The sequence below is a fragment of the Shewanella piezotolerans WP3 genome (genome assembly GCF_000014885.1).
Taxonomy (GTDB): domain Bacteria; phylum Pseudomonadota; class Gammaproteobacteria; order Enterobacterales; family Shewanellaceae; genus Shewanella; species Shewanella piezotolerans.
This window is the reverse complement of record NC_011566.1, coordinates 3,156,097-3,176,015: the sequence shown is the minus strand read 5'-3', so window position 1 is coordinate 3,176,015 and position 19,919 is coordinate 3,156,097. Positions and strand designations below refer to the sequence as shown.

Below are 19,919 nucleotides of genomic sequence, written 5' to 3'. Positions count from 1 at the left end.
TTTTACCGAGGGAGCGACCATTAGCTGCAATCACTGTCTCGCCTACATGGCCTAGTATGTTCCTGACATGCTCAAGGTATTCCCTCCATCCCTGGAGGTCAGATGTAGGTGCTTAGGTTCAGCATGGAGCAATGAACCTGTGACTAAAGCCCATTAAACTCCCACTGATACCAATTGCATTGAGTATTTGACCAATTCAGAGCCCCTCAGCCTTTTCAATTCAAAGCGCATTGGTAAAGAAATGGTTATTCCCTTTTAAGCCAATGCAAAGCAGAAGTGGAAAGGCTGAGGGGCTCACGTAGTGCGGCTGAGGTTAAACAAATTGGCAAACGCTGTATGCTTCGCTATGGGATTTGGATATACGACTAAATGGATTTAGGAGGTACGAGACCAAGGATGGTCGAAGGTAGAATAATGCAGGAGCAATTATCGAGAGCGAAGCAGGATGCCAGAGCCGAGAATAACTATTAGCTCAAACCCCGCTACTTGCCTACAACGTTTTGAATTCCCGCTGAATGGTCAAACTTTTAATACAATTGGTATGAATCCTGCGTTTTCAGCTCGGGTGGGTATATTAACAACAACTTACCGGCTTGATATCATTCTCTGTTCAGGCAACAGTCAGTGTTGAGCTGCTAAGTTTAATGCGCTAACTATTCTATTGTAAAAAATCTAGTCAGCTGATTGGTATTAGGTTGTGCTATTTTTTTCAAAAGAAGAGTGCCGCTTCAAAGATTGATGTTTCTTGCTATGATAACTCTAACGCTCTAGATTTTGACGTAACTATACTTAGGAATTGCAATGCTAAAAAAAATGGGATGGTGCCTGTTGACCCTGATGACTTCATTATCAGTACAAGCTAATGATAAAGCGGTTATTGGCTCGACTGCCAATATGTATGTCAGCCATGCTGAACTGCCTTATGTCGCAAGGATAGATACTGGCGCGGTAAATACTTCTTTGCACGCAATTGATCTTAAAGTTGAAGGTGGCAGTGCTAAAAACATGAAAGATAACATTGGTAAAATGTTGTCATTTACTACTGAAAATGGTCAAGGTCAGACTAAGCGTTTGCAGGCTAAGATCGTTAAAACATCTACCGTAAGTAATTCTCAAGGTACCGAAACGCGTTATATGGTTGACCTTGATGTCGGTTTTAAAGGCAAAGAGCGTAAGGTACGAGTTAACCTTCGTGATAGAAGTCATATGGACTATAAGTTGTTGATTGGCCGAAATTGGCTAAAAGGGCGTTATGTAGTCGATGTGGCAGATAAAAAATACATTGGCCCAGTGGCTCCAATTAGCATTGTTGAAAGCGGCATGATGTTTAAGACCCGTATTGACACAGGTGCGGTAGAAAACTCATTACATGCAGTGGACTTTAAAATTGACAATGAAGACTCTGATATGGAGAAAAATGTCGGCAAGGTGATTCATTTTACAACAGAGAATGAGAAAGGTGAGTCTAAAGTCGTCAAATCTCGTATTGTAGAAACCTCTCTTATTCGTAATGCCCAAGGCAGTGAAGTTCGCTATATGGTCGAACTCAATATTGGTGAGGCGGGTGAAGAGTATAAAGTAAAAGTTAACTTACGAGATAGAAGCAAGATGACTTATAAGTTGCTAATTGGCCGCAACTGGCTGCAAGGGCACTATATTGTCGATGTATCTATGTAGCCTAATTAAAATACATTTATAGCCACTAAAGGCACTCTCCAGGAGTGCCTTCTTCGTGACTGAACGCCATTAGACAACCGTGCTCAAAACGGCGACAAAAGCTGTATAGGCTTCTAAACAAGAGACAAAGAATAACTGATCTGGGTTTTATATTGAGCTTCAGGTTGTAAGCTTCTTATCTGAACTTTACCGTTAAACTCACTTTGTAACCACACTGACAATGTTGTAATAGCACCATTAATCTCACTCTCGTTTATTTGTTGTTGCAACACATCTAACTGATTTGTCGTAAATCCTTTACCATTATCATAAACGGTTATGATCAGCTGATTTTGCTGCTTGGCCAAAATAAGTTTTATGCTTTTATTCGTTTGATGGTGTTCAAAAGCGTCTGCCAAGGTGTTGTTGATAATTCTATAAAACAGTACCAAGTAGTGCCAATGGATCCCATCGACGATAAGGCGGTCGTCACTTTGGATCATGATGTCTATATCTGCGTCGACAAACTTTGGGCGTAAAAGCGCAATAATATGTTCTAACAATTGCACAAGGTCGATGGGTTTTGCGCCGTAATCTTGCGCTGATAGTAGATACTCTAGATGTCTTAATCGTTCGGTTTGTGCCGTTAGCTCTACACCAAAATCGGCGGCATTAAGACTGCCATTAGACAGACGATACGCTTTGGCTGCAAGCTCATCTTGCTGTCTGAATATGGGGCGAACTAAATTGGCCACCAGTGTGGGGTAAAGGGCTTGATTATCCAATTTAACTTTTTCGTAGTTATACTCTTTGTTGATTTGAACTCGGGCCTGTAAAGACTCAAACTCTAGTCGTTTATTTGTCTCTTCAAGCTTCTCGATGAATCGAATATTTTTCGATTTTTCTTGTCTTAGGATCTCAAACTGAGCTTTCTTCTTAAGCTCTAAGCTTTTAGTCTTGCTGATATCGAATGCTATGGTGCCAACTGATACCACTTGCTGTTCGTTATCTAAAATAGGGAATTTGGTGACTAAGTAAGTATGCAATTTTCCTTCACTTGGAAATGTTTGTTCATAACTAAGTTCCTGTTTTTTCTCTATGACGATTCGGTCATTGTCGCTATTTACTTTCGCCACGTCTCTGGCAAGCACCAAATGATCTCTCACACCGATTATATTTTCACGTTCTAAGGCAACAGTTTTGCAAAACTGGTCGTTAACGAGTGTAAGTTCACCCGATATGCTTTTGATGAAAATAAGGTTATGTGCAGAATTAAGAATAAGATTAAGGTGCTCCTTGCTCTCCCTTAAATCAGCTTGGGCAATTTGTTGTACTTCTAACTGTTTCTCTAATGCTAGATTTGTGGCATCTAAGCTGGCGAGTGCGATCTCTAACTGGTGCGTACGACTGCTAAATGCTTTTGCCAACATGCCAATCTCATCTTTTCTGCTATTACTCTCAAGTTCAATCATTGCTGAATTGCTGTTATTAAGCGCATTAACCATTCTACTTATCGGAGAAATAAATAGCTTATTTTGGATGATAAATAGCAGCATGAGAGCGGCTATTTGGATACTCACTAAATAAAGGCCAACAGAATTGGCTATCGATTTTGCACTGCTTTCTATTGCCGTAAGTGGTGTCACCAAAATGACTTTCCAGTAGGTTCCAGGCATCAAAAAGACACTGACGATGACTGGCTCTTTAAATTGTGGATCACTTATCAATTCGAGACTGCTAAGCAGCTGTACTTCTGTTAATTTGCTTTTGGCATTCTGGTTGATTAACGCAGTAAGCTTAGCGCGTTCCTGCAAAGGCACATTAGCGGTAACACTGTTAAGTTGCTCTGGAGTATAGGCACTATCTATATTGGCTTGTTTAATAAACTCCTTATCAATTGTTTCAATGACTTGTAGCAGTGGTTCAAAGGCTGCATGTTGCTGGCTAAAGTCGGAGAAGGGCTGAAATAATTCACTTCGAGCTTCATCATCAGAAATGTTTTGCGGAAGCTTAGGGTAGGAAAGCATTCGATTTTGTTGATCAAGTGCAAAAACATAACCTCTTTGGCCTGAAAGAGCGGTTCTGAAAAAACTATCAATGCTAGACAGTGCGATATCAACCGTAGCGACACCGATGAACTCATGATGTGACCACATAGGAACAGAGGCGGTAATCATCGGGTCTTGTGTGATTGGGTCTATATAGGACTTAGACCAATAACTAGTGTCGGCGGGGTAATATTTAGTTGGAATATACCAGCTCTCTTGGGAGTAGCCTTGAACATTGTCCTGATTGTAGCCATTCACTTTTTGCAACTTGCCACTAGCATTACGGGCCCAAAAATGGCTGTCTTTTTTGTTAGTGAGTTTAGGTTCTGGCCAAACTCCTCCGCCAAGAATAACCTCCTCTTGGCCCAACTGGTCTAATAGCGCGGGTATGCTTCCATCAAGAAGAGAGGGGGAGTGTTGATACAACTCTCCAAGGGAACTAATGGATACCGCGAGGTTTTCTATTTTATTGGTTTTTTGCTGCAAGCTTGCGGTGATCGCTTTACCTACATTAACATTCAGTGTTTGTTGGTTGTCTATTAGTCGATTAATTTCGATAGACTTAATAAACCAAACACTCGTTAGAATGATGATTGTGGCCACAGCGAGTTGGATGAACATGAATTTCATTGGTAAACTTTTGCGCCAGTCGGTCAGCTTTGGTGGACGGTTCTTGCCTTTCATCATGCTAAAGTTATGCTCAAATAGTGAGTAGCTACCCTAATTAGCATCCATACTGTTTAAGGATAAAATTGAAACGATTGCTTAAGTATACAAGCCTAGTTAAATTTTTGTAAAACAATACGCTACTGGCAATGTAACAATTAAGATACTGACATAAAAAAGGGTAGCACTAAAGTGCTACCCTTTGTAAAGCGTGTCGCTAGAACATTATATTTTTAGGCCTAACAGTAAAGTATCTAGTTGCTCTGCAGTTGCATGCAGTTCGTCACAACCTGAAACCGATTGATTGGCTGACTGCTCTACATCATGGGATTGATTACGGATCTCCATGAGATTCGTGGCGATTTCATTTGCGACAGCAGATTGTTCATCTGCAGAAGTAGCAATCAGTACACTCATCTCATAGACCTTGGCGCTATGATGAGCAATGCCTTTTAGATCGTTACCCGTGTCGAGCACATGTTTTTTGCCTTCCTCTGCCTTTTCAACAGTGCGGCTCATCACGTGCTTAAGATTTCTTGAACCTGCTTGGAGCGCTTCGATCATTGATTTTATTTCAACAGTAGCAGCCTGAGTTCGTCCAGCGAGGGTTCTGACTTCATCCGCTACGACAGCGAAACCGCGGCCTTGTTCGCCAGCTCTTGCAGCTTCGATAGCAGCGTTAAGCGCAAGTAAGTTAGTTTGTTCAGAAATGGCGTTAATGGTGGTTACGACTTCATCAATTTTTGCTGCATTCTCATTGAGGTTATTTACCGCATCAGAGGCGTCCGCAATCTCATTACTCAAACCGCCAATAGCATCTACTGTTACAGCAATGTCTCGAGAGCCAGCATCAACTTGATTGTTGGCTTCTTGAGTTTCGGTAGAGGACTGCTCGGCATTGCGAGCAACCTCTTTTACTGCTGCCGTCATCTCTTCCATTGCGGTCGCTAATGAGTCTAAATGTTGTCTTTGGTTCATTGCCAGAGATTGGCCTTCTTGAGCTGTATCTCTAAAAGATTGAACTACGTTGCGGATCTGCTCATTAGCATTGGTCATTTGCGTGACGAGTTTATGCTGTCTATCAACCAAGGTATCGATACTAATAGCCAAAATGCTAAATTCATCTTTGACTTCAAAAAAATTGAGTCGACCAGTGAGGTCTCCATCTGCTGCTTTCTTTAACGCCATAACACTCGTGTAAAGCGCGCCACCGACAAAGCTTGAAATATAGTAACTGGTGATAAAAATGACCATAATCAGTGCGAGCAATGTGCCGTAGACAAAGTATTCGTTACTACTATCTGTCTTCAATTGGATATTAGAAACGGTGATTAAGCCATTGTGACTGCGGCTAACACTCTCGATGCGACTTCCTTGAAGATAAGATTCGCCGCCGGCAATAGCTGAGCTTTGAATATTGCGGCTGGCACTATTTTCATCATGAAGCGTAATATCTCCACTTAATGTACTGATGAACTGTTGTTTGTTTTCTTCGGGAATGAATCGATAGGCTGTTGCTAAAGCTTCATTCATTTTTTGATTATATTGCTCAGCTTGAAGGAGCTGCGACCGTTGTAAGTTTTCATCGAAATGATTGGTTAGTACTAGTGTTAGTCCTATTAAGGTCAATATGGGAATTATTGCCATAACAGCAAATTTTGACTTTAGCGTCATATGGATAAGGTATTTATCGACCCAGCGAAACTTAACTTCTTTCATAATTTTCTCTCAATCCTAGAACTGCGACCCTATTATTTATCGGTTAAAAATCATTTTTCTTAACCAATTAATTACAGATTTATATCTGTTTGTGTTTTTTTGTTCGTTATGTCAGTTAAGTGCTTGAAACCCTTGCGTAGCTTAGTGAATAGCATTTTACTGAATAGCGAGATAGTACATATCATGTAGCTGAATAACCAATTAATATTTAACCTTTAAGATACATATTTTACCGAAAGAGGCTAGGTGAGTGGTTTGTTCTTGGGCAAGGACTAAACAAAATAAGCAGTTAGCCTGTAAAAAGGTGCAATTAACCCTAGTCAAATGGGGATTGCTCACGTAAAATTTGTGTCTTTTTCTATTTTCGCCTAAGAAAATATGTACGCCCGAAGACTCGTAGGTTTGACCTACATGCACTGGAAGAGATGATGTCACAGTTAACAGAGATCGTAGAACAGGCCTTAGCCGCCATCAAAGACGCTACAGATTTAAAAGCGCTTGATGACCTCCGTGTCGATTACCTTGGTAAAAAAGGTAAAATTACCGACATGATGAAGATGATGGGGAAACTGCCTCCTGAAGAGAAGCCGGCCTTTGGTCAAGCTGTGAACCAAGCGAAACAAGCGGTTCAGCAGCAGCTTTCTATACGCATCGATGGATTGAAAGCGGCAGAACTTGAAGCGCAATTGAAAGCAGAAAGTATTGATGTGAGCCTACCAGGGCGTCGTATTGAAAACGGTGGGTTACACCCAGTTACTCGTACCATTGAACGGATTGAGAGTTTCTTTGGCGAGCTTGGGTTTACCGTTAAAGATGGTCCTGAAATCGAAGATGACTTTCATAACTTCGATGCGCTAAACATCTCAGAACATCATCCTGCACGTGCTGATCACGACACTTTCTATTTCAACCCGAAAGTAATGCTGCGTACCCAAACCTCGGGGGTACAGATCCGTACCATGGAGCATGAAAAGCCACCACTTCGTATCATCTCTCCTGGCCGTGTATACCGTAACGATTACGATCAAACACATACGCCTATGTTCCATCAAGTGGAAGGTTTACTTGTGGCTGAGAATGTAAACTTTGCTGAGCTTAAAGGCATATTACATGACTTCTTACGCAATTTCTTTGAAGAGGATCTTGAGGTGCGTTTCCGCCCGTCTTATTTCCCATTCACAGAGCCTTCTGCTGAAGTTGACGTAATGGGTAAAAATGGCAAGTGGTTAGAAGTCCTAGGTTGCGGCATGGTGCACCCGAATGTACTGCGTAGCGTAGGTATCGATCCTGAAAAGTACTCTGGTTTTGCATTTGGTATGGGTGTTGAACGTCTATCTATGTTGCGTTATGGCGTTAACGATTTACGTTCTTTCTTTGAAAATGATCTTCGCTTCCTTAAGCAATTTAAATAAACGGAGCTGTATAGCATGAAATTTAGCGAATCTTGGCTTCGTGAGTGGGTTAACCCAAGTGTTAACCGTGAAGAATTAGCACATCAAATTACCATGGCGGGTTTGGAAGTGGACGGCATTGATGCTGTCGCTGCTGAATTTAGCGGTGTTGTGGTGGGTGAAGTTGTCGAGTGTGGTCAGCACCCTGATGCAGACAAGCTACGAGTGACTAAAATAAATGTCGGTGGCGATGAGCTGATCGACATTGTTTGTGGAGCGCCAAATTGCCGACTAGGTCTTAAAGTCGCTGTTGCAATGGTGGGCGCTGTGCTACCTGGTGATTTTAAAATCAAGAAAGCCAAGCTGCGTGGTCAACCATCTTTCGGCATGCTTTGTTCCTACGGTGAACTCGGCATCGACATCGAAAGTGATGGCATTATTGAACTGCCAGCGGATGCTCCAATTGGTAAAGACGTGCGTGAATATCTGGATCTAAATGATGCCGTTATTGATGTTGATTTAACCGCTAACCGAGCCGATTGCCTAGGCATGGCTGGACTGGCTCGCGAAGTGGGTGTATTGAACCGTCAAACGGTGACTGAGCCTACTTGGGAAGCCGTTACTGCAACCATTAGTGATGCAGTAAAAATCGAGTTACAGGCCGAACAAGAGTGTGCTCGATACTTGGGCCGTGTGATTAAAAACGTAGACGTGAAAGCGGCAACGCCACTTTGGATGCAAGAGAAGTTGCGTCGTAGTGGTATTCGGTCAATTGATCCAATCGTTGATATCACTAACTATGTACTGATTGAATTCGGTCAGCCAATGCATGCATTTGACAATGCTAAATTGGAAGGCGGCATCCAGGTACGTAAGCCAGTTGGCGAAGAGAAGCTAACATTGCTTGATGGCAATGAAATAACTATCCCAGAAGGTATGTTGATCATCGCCGACAGTGTGAAGCCTCTAGCGCTTGCAGGGGTATTTGGTGGTGAACATTCAGGCGTGACCACTGAGACAACAGACATTTTACTGGAGTGTGCATTCTTTGCACCACTGGCTATTTTAGGTAAAGCCCGTAAGATTGGTCTGCATACTGATGCTTCACACCGTTTTGAGCGTGGCGTTGACCCAGAACTTCAACATAAAGTGATGGATCGTGCTAGCCGCTTAGTCCTAGACATCTGTGGTGGTGAAGCTGGTCCTGTTGTTGAAGCTAAATCTGACGACAACCTACCAAAGCCAGTACAAATTGTATTACGTCGCAGTAAGTTAGATCGTACTTTGGGACACCATATCGAAGATAACGATGTAACTGAAATCCTAGAACGACTTGGCTTTGCCGTTGAAGTGACTGAAGGGCAGTGGAGTGTCACAACTGCGACCTATCGCTTTGATATGGCAATCGAAGAAGATTTGATTGAAGAAGTTGCCCGTATTTACGGTTACAACAATATCCCAAATATTGCGCCGATAGCGCAGTTAAGCATGTCTGATCACAATGAGGCCGATATTAGCCTAAAACGTGTTCGTAGCATGTTGGTTGCACGTGGATTCCAAGAAGCAGTAACTTATAGCTTTGTTGATCCTAAGCAGCAAAACCTTATACACCCAAACGCGGAAGCAATGATCTTGCCGAATCCAATTTCGGTTGAGATGTCAGCAATGCGTCTGTCTATGTTTACTGGTTTATTATCGGCTGTGGGTTATAACCAAAGTCGTCAGCAGAACCGCGTTAGATTGTTTGAAACAGGTCTACGTTTTGTGCCAAACGCATCTGTAGACTCAGGTGTAGCTCAAGAGCCAATGTTGGCTGCGGTTATTGCCGGTAACCAGAACGATGAGCATTGGTCAATGGAGTCAAATACAGTTGATTTCTTCGATCTAAAAGGTGATCTCGAAGCCGTCATCGGATTAACCGTTGCAGACAACGAATTTAGCTTTAGAGCAGCAACTCACCCAGCGCTTCATCCGGGGCAATGTGCTGAAATATTAAGAAATGATCGTGTAATTGGCATCATAGGTACGGTTCATCCTACCCTTGAAAAGCCATTTGGCCTAAATGGCAAGACAATTATTTTTGAACTTGAATTGGACGCTTTGTTACATGCTGAATTGCCGCAAGCCCAGACTGTATCTAAGTTTCCAGCGAATCGACGTGACATTGCAATCGTTGTTGATGAAGCTGTTGCAGCCGATGATGTTGTAAAATTGATAAGAAAAGTTGGCGAAAATCAGTTGGTTGGCATAAACTTGTTCGACGTATACCAAGGTAAAGGTGTAGAGGAAGGCAAAAAGAGCCTTGCAATCGCACTCTTATTACAAGACAACACTCGTACACTTGAAGAGAAAGAGATCGCAGAGATGGTTGATGTAGTGGTTTCTGCTCTGAAAGACGAGTTCAACGCATCGTTGAGGGACTAAAAGTATGGCACTTACCAAAGCCGAAATGGCAGAACATCTTTTTGAAACGCTAGGTATCAATAAGAGAGTAGCGAAAGAGATGGTAGAGACGTTTTTCGAAGAGATTCGTCAAGCTCTTGAAAGTGGTGAGCAGGTCAAGCTATCTGGCTTTGGCAACTTTGACCTGAGAGATAAGAATCAAAGACCGGGAAGGAACCCAAAGACGGGAGAAGATATCCCTATTTCAGCGAGACGTGTTGTGACATTTCGTCCAGGACAGAAGCTGAAAAGTCGCGTCGAAGAAGCTAACGCAAAGAAGTAATTGCACTAGCATCGTGATGAAGAGGCCACTCAATAGAGTGGCTTTTTCTGTTATTCATCTGCTAAAGAGGTTTGCGCTTGTCTAGAAAACCGAAGTATTTTGACCGTCGCTTCAGGCTATCGTTATTACATCCGAAATATTGGCTGACATGGTTTGCTATTTTAGTATTGGTGCTGTTTGGCCTTATGCCTGCTTGGTTTAGGGATCCTATTGCTCGTCAGTTATCAAAATTGGTGCTTAAGATTGCCGCTAAACCAATAGCTGTTGCCAGAGCCAACCTAACAACTTGTTTCCCTGAAAAATCGAATGCCGACATAGAGGCTTTGATCCGCGATAACGTTGAAAATTTTGTGATGATTTTACTGGCGCAATCCGAGCTGCTAGTAAAGTCGCGACAGAACATTCGCAATAGAGTGCATCTTGCAGGCTTTGAGCATGTTCAGCAGGCCAGAGCTGCCGGACAGCCAGTGATATTTATCATGCCCCACGTATGGGGGATAGAATATGCAGGTCTGCGGTTAAACTTAGATCTGCCCATGGTATCAATGGCAAAAGCCCATAAAAATGACCTGTTTAATTGGTTTAATAACCGCATGCGCAGCTCCCAAGGCGGTAACATTTATATGCGTGAAGCAGGCATTAGAGCTTTACTGGCCGAACTTAAGCAAGATAATAGTTTTTTCTATCTACCCGACGAAGATTTAGGGCCAGACAAAAGTGTTTTTGCCCCTTTTTTAGGCACGACTAAAGCGACACTACCTGTGGTTGGGCGACTAGCCCAAGCAGGCAATGCACAAGTAATGCCTGTCAAAATCGGTTATGACCAAGTGAAGCGACAATATCAATTATCGGTGATGCCAGCTATTGCCCCTGAAGATATGCAGGGTAAAGAAAATGAAGCTATCGCCCTGAACAAGGCTGTAGAGCAAGTTATTTTGGCTTATCCTGAGCAATATATGTGGTTTCTTAGGGTATTGAAGACGCGCCCTGAGGGCGAAGAATCAATCTATAATTAGCAAGCAGTGCAGATTAAACTAAAAAAGCCGCAATATTCATTGCGGCTTTTTACTAACAAAGAAACATTCTTAAACGATCAGTTGATATTCACTGCGTAAAATATCGATGATTTCTTGCTTAGGGTTCTCGCTAATGTGTAGCTTTTCGCCAATCACTTTTTCTGCAATGCCAACATAAGTGTTAGAGATGTCCATCATCACTGACTCAGGGAGCTTATTGTCTTTTGCTAAGGCAAAGCGTTCTTCCATGCGGTTCTTATTGAGTAAGATGTCTGCATCTGGGAAGTGATTAAGTAACCACTGTCGGAACCCTTCTTTTGATTGCTCAATGATTTTGCCGTCGCGATGAGAACTTCCATCCCATATACGAGAGCTATCAGGCGTGCCAACTTCATCCATATAGATAAGTTTCTCATTACCGGCAGCATCATTAACATAGCCAAATTCAAATTTGGTATCGACAAAAATCTGGTCATGCTCTGCTAATGCATCGCTAATCACATCAAAGCCTTCTTTTAGAAGCTTCTCGTAAAGATCAATATCGCTAAGACTGCTGAAATTAAAGCCATCGACATGACGTTCAATGTCGCTGCGCGATACGTTGACATCATCAGCTTCTGGTACACCTTCAAGACCCGTTAGCACACCTTTAGTCGAAGGAGTAATAAGTAGCTCAGGTAGCTTTTGATCTTTCTCTAGGCCTTCAGGAATGGTGATACCACAGAATTCACGTTCACCTTTAGTGTATGAGCGCCACATTGAACCAGTAATATATTGACGAGCAATCGCTTCAATCATCACTGGACGGGCTTTTTGTACTATCCACACTAAAGGATGTGGGATATCGAGAATATGGCTATCAGCTAAGCCTTTCTCTTTGAATAGCTTAAACCAATGATTTGAGATTGCATTAAGCGCCGTTCCTTTGCCAGGAACACCGTTTAAGCCATTCTCACCTTGCCACACGCAGTCAAACGCAGAGATACGATCACTGATAACCATTATTGCTAATGGTGCGTCAGCGGGAACGTCATAGCCTTTGTCTTTGATTAAGCGAGCACTGTCTTCGGGAGTTAACCAGTAAACACTGCGAACTTTACCAGAATGAACTGGTTTGTCGGTACGAATGGGTAGGTTGTCATTTACGACTAAAACTTTATCTGCAAGATTCATAGGGCACACTTTTATTATTGAGAAGCTTAATTTTAGTGGCGCAGATTGTATCAGAAGTTAGATTTGGCAACACTAGTGTGATCGCTATTTTATGGCGGATAAAAACAGTGTTCTTAATAAAAGAAAATTAACAGCCTCTAGGAATGTTTTACTGATAGTGGTTTAAAATGTCAGTGATTTCGCCATTGGCTTTCATCATTAAGATCTGCATATCTATCCATTCAACCAGCTCGTTTGGTACCCCATCTCCATAACTAAAATGAATGTCAACGGGCGCGATAGTATCGCTGATACCTGTAAACTTGAATAAGCTTGGGTCTATCTGCTGTTGTTTAAGGCTATATAGTACTCGGCTCTTCATTTCGATAAACAGGTCCCCCCTTGAGTTTTTCAGTGCTAGCAACGCGCTCTTATGACTATTTGACTCTAGTACTTTCATTTGGTATTGCTCGATCATAGGTTCTAAACCAGAGTATTTAAAACCTTTAAGTAAAATGACCGTTTTACCTAATAAGGCACTGTTAAATCCGGTTATTTGATCGTTGCCTTTTAAGGTGGCCATTATATGTTTGGCACTGAACAATGATTGATTAGAAAGACGTTTATTCTGAGCCCAATTACCGTCGGCAGAGCGCCATGTCGGTGAGCCATAGCTTATCCAGTTTAGATAGGTTTGTTTTTTAATTTCATATAGGTACCGTTTGAATGGCATGACTTGTGGGTAGATTTCTAACGGTTTTTTTTGTGCGAGGCTAGCGATGATATCAGTGATAACCCCAGTTTGAGCTGCATCATTATTAATTTGAAAAGGCTCAGCTTGGTTGGCGATGATTAAATAGTCTAGTTTTTCAGCCATTGCAGCCTGAACAGTGAGGGCATATGTTATTAAAGTAGTGAACAGCAAATATTTGATAATACCCACCCACTGAATTGGGACTAAAACTGCTTAGAGTATAATGATTTTCCTGTGGTATGTAACTGTAATTGTGAGAAAACTGATTAACCTTCATCTTGGTTGTTCTCATTATTGAGGTTATTACTTAAATTGTTATTCTGGTTAACTATAGCAATGATGAGGATCACTAAAGGTATAGTTAACCAGGTACTTACTCGCATGTTTACTTTGCGTCTTTATGCCTCTTCATTAGGTTGGCAGTGACATCTTCGAGTGAAAGCTCCTGATCTTCGAGCAACACCAGTAAGTGGTATATGAGGTCGGATGCTTCATCAATCAGTTCTGGTTTGTCATTTGTTGCGGCTGCTAATGCAGTTTCAAGCCCCTCTTCACCGACTTTTTGCGCAATACGTTTAGTGCCACGCCCAAACAAGTAAGCTGTGTAGCTTGATTTCGGGTCTTGCCCTTTACGAGAAGCGATCAATGCACTGAGATTGTCAATGAAACTATGGCTATTACCGTCCGTCCAGCAGCTTTCAGTGCCTTTATGGCAGGTAGGGCCATTTGGGATCACTTGAACTAATAAACTGTCATTGTCACAATCCATATCGACAGCAACTAGGTCGAGCGTGTTGCCCGAGGTTTCGCCTTTAGTCCATAAGCGCTGTTTACTGCGGCTAAAAAAGGTGACCTGTCCTGTGGCTAGAGTTTTATCTAATGCTGCCTTGTCCATATAGCCAAGCATCAATACTTTGCCGGTTAAGTGATTCTGTACCACGGCGGGTATTAAACCGTCTGTTTTGGCCCAGTCTAATTGATTCACCAATTCACGGTCTTGCTGATTTGTTTGATAAAGCGATGTCATTTTGCATCCTTAATTCGAACTTATTTATGTGTCGCTAGTTTAAACGCGCACAGCGATTTGATTGTCACGCAGATAACGCTTTAACGCTTGAATATCGATAATGCCTTTGTGGAACACACTGGCAGCAAGTGCAGCATCGACTTTAGCAAGGGCAAAGACATCTTTAAAATGCGCCATAGTGCCCGCGCCACCGGAAGCAATTAGTGGTACGTCACATAGAGAGCGGATCATTGATAACTGTTCAATATCATAGCCTTGACGCACTCCATCTTGGTTCATCACGTTCAGCACTATTTCACCACAGCCGCGCTTTTGTACCTCTTCCACCCAATCTTGGGTATACCATTGGGTGTCTTTAGTGGCTGCCTCATCGCCAGTAAACTGTTTTACTTTATAGCTGTCACTGATGTGGTCGTAGTATGAGTCGATACCGATAACAATACATTGGCGGCCAAACTCTTCTTGTAAACGTTCAATTAAACTTGGATCGGTGAGCGCGGGTGAATTAATTGAAATTTTATCCGCGCCAAAGGCCAGCTTCTCACGAGCTTGTTCGATGGTGCGAATACCACCCGCTACACAAAACGGAATATCGATACGTTCGGCTACTCGGCTTACCCAAGACTTATCAATAACACGGTCATGGGCGCTAGCGGTGATATCATAGAACACCAGTTCATCGGCGCCTTCATCCGCATATCTAGCCGCAAGGGGCACGATATCACCGACGATTTCGTGGTTACGAAACTGTACCCCTTTTACCACTTTACCCTCTTTTACATCGAGGCAGGGGACTATGCGTTTGGCCAACATGTAATAGCCTCCTCAACGGTAAATTGATTGATAAGCAATGCTTTTCCAATAATGATGCCATTAGCGCCACTCTCCTTGACTGCATTGACGTCGGCAAGGGTTGCAATGCCACCAGAGGCTTGCCAGTTAATCTCTGGGTATGCAGTGCTTATCTCCTGATAAAGCTCGGTGTTGGCGCCTTTCAGAGTACCATCGCGGCTAATATCTGTTACTAAGGCGTGTTTAAGGCCGACGGTACTAAACTCAGCCACTAAGGATTCAAGTGTTTTACCACCACCAGACTGCCAACCTGATACCGCCACTATTTTCTCACCTTGATCATTAATGTTCACATCGAGTGCTAAACAGATCGCGTCGCTGCCATATTTTACAAACCAGCTTTTGACGAGTTCTGGTTCTTTGACGGCGAGAGAGCCTATCACCACGCGGCTCACACCTATCTCCAGCAACTCACTTAACTGGGCTTCGGTCCTCACGCCACCGCCCACCTGTATCGGTGTGTCTAGTTCTCGCACTAAGCTGGCGATAAGCTGTGTTTGGCGCTTCATCGGGTCTTTTGCACCCGTTAAATCAACAATGTGCAGCAAATCAGCACCTTGCTCCTGATAACTTTGTAGCTGCTCTAACGGACTTAAATTAAACGTTGTTTTTTGATTGTAGTCGCCTTGGTAAAGACGAACGACTTGACCCTCTATAAGATCAATTGCTGGTATGATCATCTTTACGCCTCACACTGGTTTGAATTGTTGTTTTGATTACAAGTATCTGCCGACATATTGAGGAAATTCTTCAGCATTCTCGCGCCTACCGTTGCACTTTTTTCTGGGTGAAACTGCAAGCCGATAAAGTTGTCTTTGGCTATCGCTGCACTAAATTGCTCACCATGTTCTGCACTGGCAATAGTAAATTCACCTATTGGTGCTCGATAGCTATGGACAAAATACACATAATCACCTTCGCTGATCCCGTCGAAAATAGGGTGTTCAGATGGGGTTATTTGATTCCAGCCCATATGTGGCAGAGGTAAACCGTTGCTATCGAGTTCTTCTATTTCGGTTGGGATCAGCCCTAGACACTGACAGTCTTCAGTTGTCGCACCGCGCTCTTTCGATAATCGGGTTAACATCTGCATGCCTAAACAGACACCTAGCACCGGTTGAGAAAGTGATTTAATTACTTCAACTAAGTTTTTGTTTCGCAGTGATGCCATTGCCGCGCCTGCTGTACCCACACCGGGTAACACGACGCGAGTGGCTGCTTTTATTGCTGCAATATCATCGGTAACGCTGAGGTTTTTGCGCTCATCAGCAGATAACAATCGCTCAAATGCGTAGCGAACGGAACTTAAGTTGGCACAGCCAGTATCGATAATCACCGTTGTGCCGGCGACTGACGCATCACTTGTTAGCTTATCACTCTCTAGCTGGCTCATAGCACACCTTTACTCGATGGCAATGCATCACCTTCAATGGCGACGGCTTGACGTAGCGTACGGCCCAGCACCTTAAACAAGCTCTCTACTTTGTGGTGATCGTTATCGCCTAAGGTTTTAAGGTGCAAAGTACAGCGCAGCCCGTCTGAGAATGAACGGAAAAAGTGTGGCACCATTTCGGTGGCCATCGCACCGACCATTTCACGTTCAAATTCCGCTGAGAATTTAATGAACGGGCGGCCCGATAGATCCAGTAAACATTCGGCGCTGGCTTCATCCATTGGAATAGCTTGCTCAAATGCATTACCAAAGCGCGCAATCCCGCGTTTATCGCCTAATGCTTGGCGCAGAGCATCGCCTATAGCGAGCGCTGTATCTTCAACGCTATGGTGATCATCAATCTCTAAATCGCCATCAACGTTAACATCCATCTTAAAATTACCATGGGTCGATATCTGCTCTAGCATGTGATCAAAAAAACCAATGCCAGTATTGATGGAGCCTTTAACGCCAGAATCTAAATCGATGGTGACTTTAATGTCGGTCTCTTTAGTGGTGCGTACGACTGTCGCGACACGATTTTTGCTGAGTAGTTTTTCAGCTATGTCGTTCCAAGTTAGGCTGTGTGGGTTGTATTGCAGCCCTTGAATGCCCATTGAGTCAGCCAGTCCCATATCAGTTTCACGGTCGCCAATAACCGCTGACTGGGTGAAATCGATGCGGCCAGTAGTCAAGTACTCTTTGACTAGCCCCAATTTGGGTTTACGGCAGCTGCAGTTTTCATCATCGAAGTGCGGGCAGATAAGGACATCGTCAAATTTTACCCCTTGGCTACTCAATATTTGCATCATCATATCTTGCGGTGCATCGAAGTCATCTTTTGGAAAAGACGGTGTGCCCAATCCATCTTGATTACTGACCATCACCAGGCGATAACCGGCAGTTTGCAGCTTCAATAGTGCTGGAATGACATTGGGCTCAAATACCAGTTTGGCTAACGTATCGACCTGTTTATCGGTCACAGGCTCTTCGATAATGGTGCCGTCACGATCAATAAAGAGAATTTTCTGTTTCATAGCGGTAATACCTTTCAGATTTTTTAATTTTTTGGACTGGGCGTTTACCATAATTGCCAAGCCATGATTATTTTTATTCATTCGGCGCCGAAAAAAGGCCAATTAAGTAGTCGGTTTGCGCCTGATTGGAAAAGCTGAAGCGAATACAGTTTGCTAAGCGTTTGTCGTTATAACTTCGTGCAATAACGCCAGCTAGAGTTAACTTTTGTTGAACAGTTTGCTTGTCATTAAACTGCGCCAATACGTAGTTGCCGTGCGCTTTTTCCACTTTGGCACCATAGGCCTGCAACGCTTGTGTTAATCGTTGACCTTGTTGATTCATCTCATCAACCTGGGCTTGCATGGTTGCTAAACCATCGGGACTAAGAGCTTGTACCGCAAGTTCACTGACTGGTAGTGGTACAGGGTAGGGAGCGATGACTCGCATGCACATATCGATAATGTCAGGGTTTGCCAATAAAAAACCGCAGCGAGCGCCTGCCAGTGCAAATGCTTTTGAAAGGGTACGCAGCACCACCAAATTGCTTTTATTTGCGACTAAATCTGCCACAGAATACTCAGGACTGAATTCGATATAAGCTTCATCGATTACCACTAGCTGCTGGGGATTACTATCGATGACTTTAATTAATTCATCTCTTGCAATCACACTACCGGTTGGGTTATTCGGATTGCAGATGAACACAATCTTGCTGTTTAACCCCTTATCAATCTGTGCCATATAATCAGTAGGTAGCTGAAAATCATCCGTCAGTTGTAAAGCATTGACTGCAACATTGGCTGTTTTGGCACTAATGGCATACATGCCATAGGTCGGCCCAAAAGTTGTGATGGTATCGATACCTGGACTGCAAAATGTACGTATGAGGATCTCAATCGCTTCATCTGCGCCGCGACCGGTCAAGATACAGTTATTTGGCACCTTGCTATAGCGGCTATAAGCATCGATTAATGCTGGTGGCTGGCATTCTGGGTAGCGATTTACGCCCACTAAATCTGTGTTATTAAATGGTGATTCATTTGCATTTATCCAAATATCACCTTGACCGCCAATACGCCTTGCAGATTGATAGACTTCCAAATCTAAAAGCTCTGGTCTAGCTAAGCGTTGTGCAAGAGCATTCATGATGCCTCCGAAGTATCGTTGTTAGCGATATTAAGCGATGCAAGACGCAGCGCCACTGCATTTTTGTGAGCATCGAGTTGTTCTGCAGCGGCGAGTGTCATCACGGCATTGCCTATGCTCGCGAGGCCGTCCGCAGTTAGCTCTTGTACCGTAAAACGGCGGCTAAAATCTGCTAGCGACAAACTTGACACCGTTTTGCTGTAGCCATATGTCGGCAATACGTGGTTAGTTCCACTGGCGTAATCTCCAACTGACTCCGGCGTATAAGCCCCTAGAAATACTGAGCCCGCAGCACGAATATTCGCTAATACGGCCCTTGGCTGCTCGGTTTGGATAATCAGGTGTTCAGGCCCGTATAGGTTAGAGACCTGTGCTGCCTCCGTCATATCATTGACCAGCAGCGTACGGCTACAGCTTAGTGCCGTAGTGGCAACTTCAGCGCGTGAAAGCTCAGACAGTTGCTGCTCTAATGCTTGATTAACCTTATTGGCAACTTCGATAGAGTCTGTCACTAACATCACTTGCGAGTCAGGTCCGTGCTCGGCTTGAGATAGCAGGTCAGCTGCCACAAAGCTGGCATTGGCTTTTGCATCTGCTATGACTAGCACCTCTGAAGGGCCTGCTGGCATATCGATACTGACCGTTGCACGGCTATCTTGGCTAACTGCACGTTTAGCTTCAGTGACAAAACGGTTACCTGGACCGAATATTTTATCAACTTGAGGCACTGAATCAGTGCCAAAGGCAAGGGCTGCAATCGCTTGTGCACCGCCAACTTGATAGATCTCAGTGATGCCACAAGCATCTGCTGCATAGACGATAGCATTATTAATAGGTGGAGGACTGACTAAAATGCGTTTGCTACAACCAGCAATTTTGGCCGGTAGTGCCAACATTAAAACCGTCGAAATTAACGGCGCTGTGCCGCCGGGTATATAGAGGCCGACTTTCTCAATTGGCTCACTTCTTAGCTCGCAGCGAATACCTATCTGGGTTTCAACATCAACAGGGCTAGAGACCTGCGCTTGGTGAAAGCTATCTATATTGGCTCTAGCTTGAGCTATCGCTTGTTTAAGCTCCGCTGGTACAGCTTGGCAAGCTTGAGCTATTTGCTCCTTTGATAGCTTAAGGTTCTCGATATTAACGCCGTCAAACTGTTTGGCAAAATTGCGCAATGCATTGTCGCCATCAGTCACTACCTCATCGATAATGTTAGCAACAGTTTGTTCAAGGTTTGAGTCGCCGATGAGCGGCGATCTTGCCAGTGCGTCTTGTTTAGCCGTTGCCGTTAACGTTTGCCAATTGAGAATGTCCATCA

General features: G+C 43.5%; 16 protein-coding genes. 5 read left to right on the top strand and 11 right to left on the bottom strand.

All coding sequences use genetic code 11. From position 1 onward, the window contains the following. The first annotated feature begins 801 nt into the window (after positions 1-801). Entirely contained in the window at positions 802-1,677 is an 876-nt protein-coding gene (locus SWP_RS13535; RefSeq protein WP_020913089.1) for a putative ATP-dependent zinc protease, read from the top strand. Between the two features lie 113 nt (positions 1,678-1,790). Here the strand turns inward: SWP_RS13535 and SWP_RS13530 are convergent, their stop codons facing one another. Further along, a complete protein-coding gene (locus SWP_RS13530) occupies positions 1,791-4,391 on the bottom strand; it encodes a cache domain-containing protein (protein WP_020913088.1) in 2,601 nt (866 codons plus the stop codon). Positions 4,392-4,595: 204 nt separating this feature from the next. Then, positions 4,596-6,089 carry a methyl-accepting chemotaxis protein gene (locus tag SWP_RS13525; protein ID WP_020913087.1) on the bottom strand — a complete coding sequence of 498 codons (1,494 nt, stop codon included), beginning with the start codon at positions 6,087-6,089 and terminating at the stop codon, positions 4,596-4,598. A 428-nt stretch (positions 6,090-6,517) separates the two neighbouring features. On the opposite strand from SWP_RS13525, the gene pheS reads away from it, so the two are divergent. From pheS to lpxM, 4 genes are all read left to right on the top strand, one after another. Next, entirely contained in the window at positions 6,518-7,501 is a 984-nt protein-coding gene (gene pheS / locus SWP_RS13520) for a phenylalanine--tRNA ligase subunit alpha (protein ID WP_044555921.1), read from the top strand. A 15-nt stretch (positions 7,502-7,516) separates the two neighbouring features. Beyond that, entirely contained in the window at positions 7,517-9,904 is a 2,388-nt protein-coding gene (gene pheT / locus SWP_RS13515; protein ID WP_020913085.1) for a phenylalanine--tRNA ligase subunit beta, read from the top strand. A 4-nt stretch (positions 9,905-9,908) separates the two neighbouring features. Further along, positions 9,909-10,205: an integration host factor subunit alpha gene (ihfA, locus tag SWP_RS13510; RefSeq protein ID WP_012142935.1), complete on the top strand. Its 297-nt coding sequence runs from the start codon at positions 9,909-9,911 to the stop codon at positions 10,203-10,205. Positions 10,206-10,282: 77 nt separating this feature from the next. Then, positions 10,283-11,221: a lauroyl-Kdo(2)-lipid IV(A) myristoyltransferase gene (lpxM, locus tag SWP_RS13505; RefSeq protein WP_020913084.1), complete on the top strand. Its 939-nt coding sequence runs from the start codon at positions 10,283-10,285 to the stop codon at positions 11,219-11,221. A 69-nt stretch (positions 11,222-11,290) separates the two neighbouring features. On the opposite strand, the gene SWP_RS13500 is transcribed toward lpxM, so the two are convergent. From SWP_RS13500 to hisD, 9 genes are all read right to left on the bottom strand, one after another. Continuing rightward, the gene (locus SWP_RS13500; RefSeq protein WP_020913083.1) at positions 11,291-12,394 is read right to left on the bottom strand and encodes a phosphoribosylaminoimidazolesuccinocarboxamide synthase; all 1,104 of its coding nucleotides are present in this window, start codon (positions 12,392-12,394) and stop codon (positions 11,291-11,293) included. Positions 12,395-12,542: 148 nt separating this feature from the next. Further along, positions 12,543-13,250 (bottom strand): type 2 periplasmic-binding domain-containing protein, encoded by a 708-nt coding sequence (locus tag SWP_RS13495; protein ID WP_044555920.1) that lies wholly within the window; start codon positions 13,248-13,250, stop codon positions 12,543-12,545. 262 nt (positions 13,251-13,512) lie between these two features. Continuing rightward, the gene (hisIE, locus tag SWP_RS13490; RefSeq protein ID WP_020913081.1) at positions 13,513-14,154 is read right to left on the bottom strand and encodes a bifunctional phosphoribosyl-AMP cyclohydrolase/phosphoribosyl-ATP diphosphatase HisIE; all 642 of its coding nucleotides are present in this window, start codon (positions 14,152-14,154) and stop codon (positions 13,513-13,515) included. 39 nt (positions 14,155-14,193) lie between these two features. Beyond that, positions 14,194-14,967, bottom strand: a complete 774-nt coding sequence (hisF, locus tag SWP_RS13485) for an imidazole glycerol phosphate synthase subunit HisF (protein ID WP_020913080.1) — start codon at positions 14,965-14,967, stop codon at positions 14,194-14,196. Next, positions 14,949-15,686 (bottom strand): 1-(5-phosphoribosyl)-5-[(5-phosphoribosylamino)methylideneamino]imidazole-4-carboxamide isomerase, encoded by a 738-nt coding sequence (hisA, locus tag SWP_RS13480; protein WP_020913079.1) that lies wholly within the window; start codon positions 15,684-15,686, stop codon positions 14,949-14,951. Before hisA ends, hisF begins: the two co-directional genes overlap by 19 nt. Positions 15,687-15,688: 2 nt before the next feature. Further along, on the bottom strand, positions 15,689-16,399 hold the full coding sequence (hisH, locus tag SWP_RS13475; protein ID WP_020913078.1) for an imidazole glycerol phosphate synthase subunit HisH: 711 nt from the start codon (positions 16,397-16,399) through the stop codon (positions 15,689-15,691). Beyond that, positions 16,396-17,475 carry a bifunctional histidinol-phosphatase/imidazoleglycerol-phosphate dehydratase HisB gene (hisB, locus tag SWP_RS13470; protein ID WP_044556448.1) on the bottom strand — a complete coding sequence of 360 codons (1,080 nt, stop codon included), beginning with the start codon at positions 17,473-17,475 and terminating at the stop codon, positions 16,396-16,398. The genes hisH and hisB overlap by 4 nt, the downstream gene beginning before the upstream one ends. Positions 17,476-17,548: 73 nt before the next feature. Then, positions 17,549-18,601, bottom strand: coding sequence for a histidinol-phosphate transaminase (gene hisC, locus SWP_RS13465; RefSeq protein ID WP_020913076.1), 1,053 nt, complete (start codon positions 18,599-18,601; stop codon positions 17,549-17,551). After that, positions 18,598-19,917: a histidinol dehydrogenase gene (gene hisD / locus SWP_RS13460; RefSeq protein ID WP_020913075.1), complete on the bottom strand. Its 1,320-nt coding sequence runs from the start codon at positions 19,915-19,917 to the stop codon at positions 18,598-18,600. The genes hisC and hisD overlap by 4 nt, the downstream gene beginning before the upstream one ends. Between the last annotated feature and the right edge of the window lie 2 nt (positions 19,918-19,919).